The sequence below is a fragment of the Mycobacterium sp. genome (assembly GCF_019247615.1).
Taxonomy (GTDB): Bacteria; Actinomycetota; Actinomycetes; order Mycobacteriales; family Mycobacteriaceae; genus Mycobacterium.
Window position 1 is genome coordinate 1 of record NZ_JAFBAT010000317.1, and the last position, 4,594, is coordinate 4,594.

General features: G+C 69.8%; 5 protein-coding genes and 1 pseudogene. 3 read left to right on the top strand and 3 right to left on the bottom strand.

The window, feature by feature from the left end:
• On the top strand, window positions 1–1,408 hold a 1,408-nt coding region (locus tag JO059_RS22290), incomplete at its 5' end, for a CocE/NonD family hydrolase (RefSeq protein ID WP_293322827.1).
• On the opposite strand, the gene JO059_RS22295 is transcribed toward JO059_RS22290, so the two are convergent.
• Together JO059_RS22295 and JO059_RS22300 are read right to left on the bottom strand one after the other, a co-directional pair.
• Window positions 1,367–1,921 (bottom strand): DUF1802 family protein, encoded by a 555-nt coding sequence (locus JO059_RS22295; protein WP_293322835.1) that lies wholly within the window; start codon window positions 1,919–1,921, stop codon window positions 1,367–1,369. The two genes, JO059_RS22290 and JO059_RS22295, sit on opposite strands and share 42 nt — an antisense overlap.
• Window positions 1,922–1,935: 14 nt before the next feature.
• Window positions 1,936–2,214: a DUF2277 family protein gene (locus JO059_RS22300; protein WP_293322829.1), complete on the bottom strand. Its 279-nt coding sequence runs from the start codon at window positions 2,212–2,214 to the stop codon at window positions 1,936–1,938.
• Between the two features lie 64 nt (window positions 2,215–2,278).
• Here JO059_RS22300 and JO059_RS22305 point away from each other — a divergent pair, with 64 nt between their 5' ends.
• Window positions 2,279–3,028 (top strand): enoyl-CoA hydratase, encoded by a 750-nt coding sequence (locus tag JO059_RS22305; protein WP_293322831.1) that lies wholly within the window; start codon window positions 2,279–2,281, stop codon window positions 3,026–3,028.
• 47 nt (window positions 3,029–3,075) lie between these two features.
• Window positions 3,076–3,672: a hypothetical protein gene (locus JO059_RS22310; protein ID WP_293322833.1), complete on the top strand. Its 597-nt coding sequence runs from the start codon at window positions 3,076–3,078 to the stop codon at window positions 3,670–3,672.
• 11 nt (window positions 3,673–3,683) lie between these two features.
• On the opposite strand, the pseudogene JO059_RS22315 reads toward JO059_RS22310, so the two are convergent.
• Window positions 3,684–4,594: pseudogene (locus JO059_RS22315) on the bottom strand (bifunctional oligoribonuclease/PAP phosphatase NrnA); the annotation flags it as partial.

A 4,594-nucleotide genomic window follows, 5' to 3' on the forward strand; every position in this document is an offset into this window, starting at 1 on the left:
GCCGATGATCAATGAGGCTGCCGACGGGGCCGACACGGTCGCCTGGCTGCGCGAGCAGCCCTGGTTTACCGGTCGGTTCGCCACCGTCGGGCTGTCGTACCTGGGATTCACCCAGTGGGCACTCCTGGCCGACCCGCCGCCGGAGCTGGCGGCTGCCGTCATCACCGTCGGCCCTCACGATTTCAACGCGTCGGTCTGGGGCACCGGGTCGTTCGCCGTCAACGACTTCCTGAGCTGGAGTGACCTGGTCGCCCACCAGGAGGATCCGGTGCGCGTCCTGGCCGCCCTGCGCCAGCTGCAGGGTCGACGCAAGGTCGCGCAGGCGGCCGCCGCGGTGCCGATGGGGGCGGCGGCCAGGACGCTGCTCGGCGCCGGCGCGCCATGGTTCGAATCGTGGGTCGAACACTGCGAACCGGACGACCCGTTCTGGGCTTCGCTGCGGTTCAGCGAGGCGCTGGAGCGCGTGCGGGTGCCCGTGCTGCTCATCGGGGGCTGGCAGGACATCTTCCTGAAACAGACGTTGGAGCAGTACCGCCACCTGCGCGGCCGCGACGTGGACGTCGCGCTGACGGTGGGCCCGTGGACGCACACCGAGATGCTGACCAAGGGGCTGGCCACGGGTGCGCGGGAAACGCTGGATTGGCTTCACGCCCACTTGGGCGGCGCGCCCGCACCGCGCCGGCCGAACAGGGTCCGCGTCTACGTCACCGGGTTGGACAAGGCCCGCGCCTGGCGCAACCTGAGCGACTGGCCGCCAGTTACCAGGGAACGAGCGCTGTATCTTCGCCCCGGATGCCACCTGGGCGAGACCCCGCCCACGGACCTGACGGGATTGGCGCCGGCGACATTTCGCTACCACCCCGCTGATCCGACGCCCACCATCGGCGGTCCCCTGCTTTCCCCGAACGGGGGTTACCGCGACGACGGCAGGCTGGCGTCGCGGGATGACGTGCTCGCCTTCACCAGCGTGACCCTCACCCGTGACCTGCACGTCTACGGAAATCCCGTGGTGGAGCTGACGCACACGTCGGACATTCCCCATGTCGACCTGTTCGTTCGCATCAGCGAGGTGCGTGCGGTTGGGGGAAGGAGCCGATCCCGGAATGTCAGTGACGGCTATCTGCGGTTGCGGGCAGCGCCCGCAACCGTAAGCGGGACGGTCAGAGTCGAACTCGATGCAATCGCCCACCGCTTCCGCGTGGGCTCGCGCATCCGCCTCCTGCTCGCCGGCAGCTGGTTCCCGCGCTACGCGCGCAACCTCGGCACCGAGGAACCGATGCTGACGGGCCGCCAGTCCAAGCCGGCCACCCACGCCGTGCACTACGGGCACTCACGGCTGCTGCTTCCCGTCGGCCCCGGCGACCCGTCAGCCGACCGCGTTCCGGACCCGGGCGGCGACTTCAGCTAGCGCGGCCTGGTCGTGATCGGGGTCGAAAACGGGCGGCGCCAACGACACCTGCAGCGGCAGGTCTACCCAGCTGCGGCAACCTCCGTACTCCTCAGATCGCCTGATTCGCACCGGTTCTGCCAGCGGCCGCACCGAGACCACCAGCACCGCCAGCTTGTGCCTCGGCCGAAAGTCGAGCCGGTCAGCGCGCACCGATTCGGCGGTCCAGATGTGCAGGTCCTCGATCGCCCCCAGCCCATCCGGTCGGTTGACCTCTTGCGCCGCAACGACTTTCGCGGCCGCTCTGATCACCAGCTGCTCGTCGGTGCTGTCGGCGGCGGCGACGTCCAGCAGGTCCCGATGCTCGGGGCGGACGCGGTGCGCGTGGCTGTGGGCGACCGTCGGGAACAGCAGGAATTCGCTGGCCGCCAGGTCGAACCGCTTTTCCCCGATGCCGCCCTTGCGCAGCAGCACCCGCTGCCGACCGTCGAGCAGCGCGTGCACCACCGCGCTCCACTCCTTGAGCGCGGGCATGGTCGCGGTCAGCGTCACGTCGCTCTCGCGAGCCGCGCCACCACCTCGGGCCGGCGCAGCGGCGGGACGGTCTTCGGTGGCTGGCGACGTGGCGGCAAGGACTGCAGCAGTCGCGTCGTCGCCGACGCGACCTCGTCGACCGCCGCCTCGAACGCTTCGGCTGCGGCCCCAGTCAGCTTGGTCGGGTGGGTGATGCCGCTGACCTTGCGCACGTACTGGCGCGCGGCCGCGGCGATCTCCTCGGGCGAGGCCGCCGGCTGCAGGCCACGCAGTTCGGTGATGTTCCGGCACATGAACTCCACCATAAGGGCGGCAGGCTCGGCGAGGCCGTCGATGTGGGCTGACTACGGTGATGTGATGACCGATGACATCCTGCTGATCGATACCGACGAGCGGGTGCGCACACTGACCCTGAACCGGCCGCAATCGCGCAACGCGCTGTCCTCGGCGTTGCGCGATCGGTTCTTCTCAGCCCTGGCGGGCGCCGAAGCCGATGACGACGTCGACGTCGTGATCGTCACGGGTGCCGATCCCGTGTTCTGCGCGGGACTGGACCTCAAGGAGCTCGGCGGCCAGTCGGCCCTTCCGGATATTTCGCCGCGGTGGCCCCCGATGACCAAGCCGGTGATCGGCGCGGTCAACGGCGCCGCGGTCACCGGCGGCCTGGAGCTGGCCCTGTACTGCGACGTCCTGATCGCTTCGGAGCAGGCCCGCTTCGCCGACACGCACGCCCGCGTCGGGCTGCTGCCCACCTGGGGTCTGAGCGTGCGGTTGCCGCAGAAGGTGGGCGTCGGCCTCGCCCGGCGCCTGAGCCTCACCGGGGACTACCTGTCCGCCGCGGACGCGCTGCGTGCCGGGCTGGTGACCGAGGTGGTGCCGCACGATCAGCTGCTGCCGACGGCCCGTCAGGTGGCGGCGTCGATCGTCGGAAACAACCAGAACGCGGTGCGGGCACTGCTGGCGTCCTACCACCGGATCGATGATTCGCAGACAAGCGCGGGGCTGTGGCTCGAGGCCATGGCCGCCAGACAGTTCCGCACCAGCGGCGACGACATAGCCGCCAACCGCGAGGCAGTCCTGCAACGCGGGCGGGCCCAGGTTCGATAACCACTAGGATCCGACCAACGGCAACACAGACGCAGGAGGAATCGACGATGCGCGCCGGCCGCCTCGGGTTGGGGGTCCTCACCGTGCGGGCCCTCGGCGGCCTGGGCTTGGCCGCGGCGTCCGCGCTCGCGGCGCCCGCGCCGCAATCGGCCGCGCTGCCGCCACCCGGATTTCCCAACCTCGACGGGTTCACCCCAGTTTCCGCGGACGGCTACACCGCGCCTACCCGGCAGGACGCCTCCACGCGGATCAGTTTTTCCGCCACGCCCACGCTGGTGTGCGATTTCTACGGCGGGGCCGCCCCCCCGCCGCAACCGTCGCAGGACATCAAGTGCACCGGCGACGTCCCCGGATTGGACGACCTGACGTTCCCCGGCGGGGGGCACCCGAAACCGGGCGACTGCGTCGTCGGTTCCGTGAACTTCAAAGGACCCGGCTACGAGTTGAGCCGCATGTCCTACGCCGGCTGTGACGGCAATCCGCCCACCCTGTCGTCCGGCGGCAAACCACTAGCTGCGGGCCAGAAATTGTCGTATCTGAACGTCACGTGCGCCGTCGGGGCCGACAATCTCGTTGCCTGCCTGGACACCACCAGCGGCGACCACGGGTTCGTTCTGCAACGCTCGGGAAGCTGGGCGTTCTAGTCCTGGGCGTTCTAGTCCCGGCCGTTCTCGCCCAAGGCGGCGCGCAGCGACGCCACGGCGTCGTCGATGCAGCCGGCGGTCGAATATCCCGCGGCCAGCCGGTGGCCACCGCCGCCGAACGCCGAAGCGACCGCCGCCAAGTCGACGTCGGCCTTGGCCCGCATCGACACCGACCACTCCCGCGGAGCGACCTCCTTGAAGACCGCCGACACCTCAGCCTGCTGTGTGGTGCGCACGATATCGACGATGCTCTCGACTTCCTCCGGGCGAGAACCGATCCAGTCCCGATTCTCGACGACCGCGTACACCAGCCCGCGGCCGCCCGCCGCATCCGGCAGCAGTTGCGCCGACCCCAGCACCCGCGACAGCAGCGGCAGCCACCCGAACGGATGGCTGTCCATCAGCGTTCGGCTGACCGCGGCGTTGTCGACGCCGGCGTCCACCAACCGGGCGGCGAGCCGCAGGGCGCGCGCTGGCCCAACGAAACGACCCGGTGTCGGTCGTGAGGCCGGCGTAGATACAGTGCGCGACGTCCGGCTCGATCGGCTTGCCCCACGTGTCGAGCAGCTCGGCGATCATCATCGTGGTGGAGTCCGCCGACACGTCGACAAAGTTCGCGGTGCCGAACATGTCGTTGGAGGCGTGGTGGTCGATGACGAGCACCCGTCGGTCGGGACCGGCCAGGTCGCTCAGCGATCCCAGCCGCTTGACGCTCGGAACGTCAACGGTCACAACGAGATCGACATCGCGACGCATCGCATCCGGGTCGACCAGCAGATGACAGCCGGGCAGCGACGCCAGCGACTCCGGCAGGCTCGCCGGCGCGGCGAAACTGACCTCGACATCCTTGCCGCACTTGTCGAGCACCAGCGCCAGCGCCAGCCCCGCGCCAATGGTGTCGGCGTCGGGATGGACATGGGCG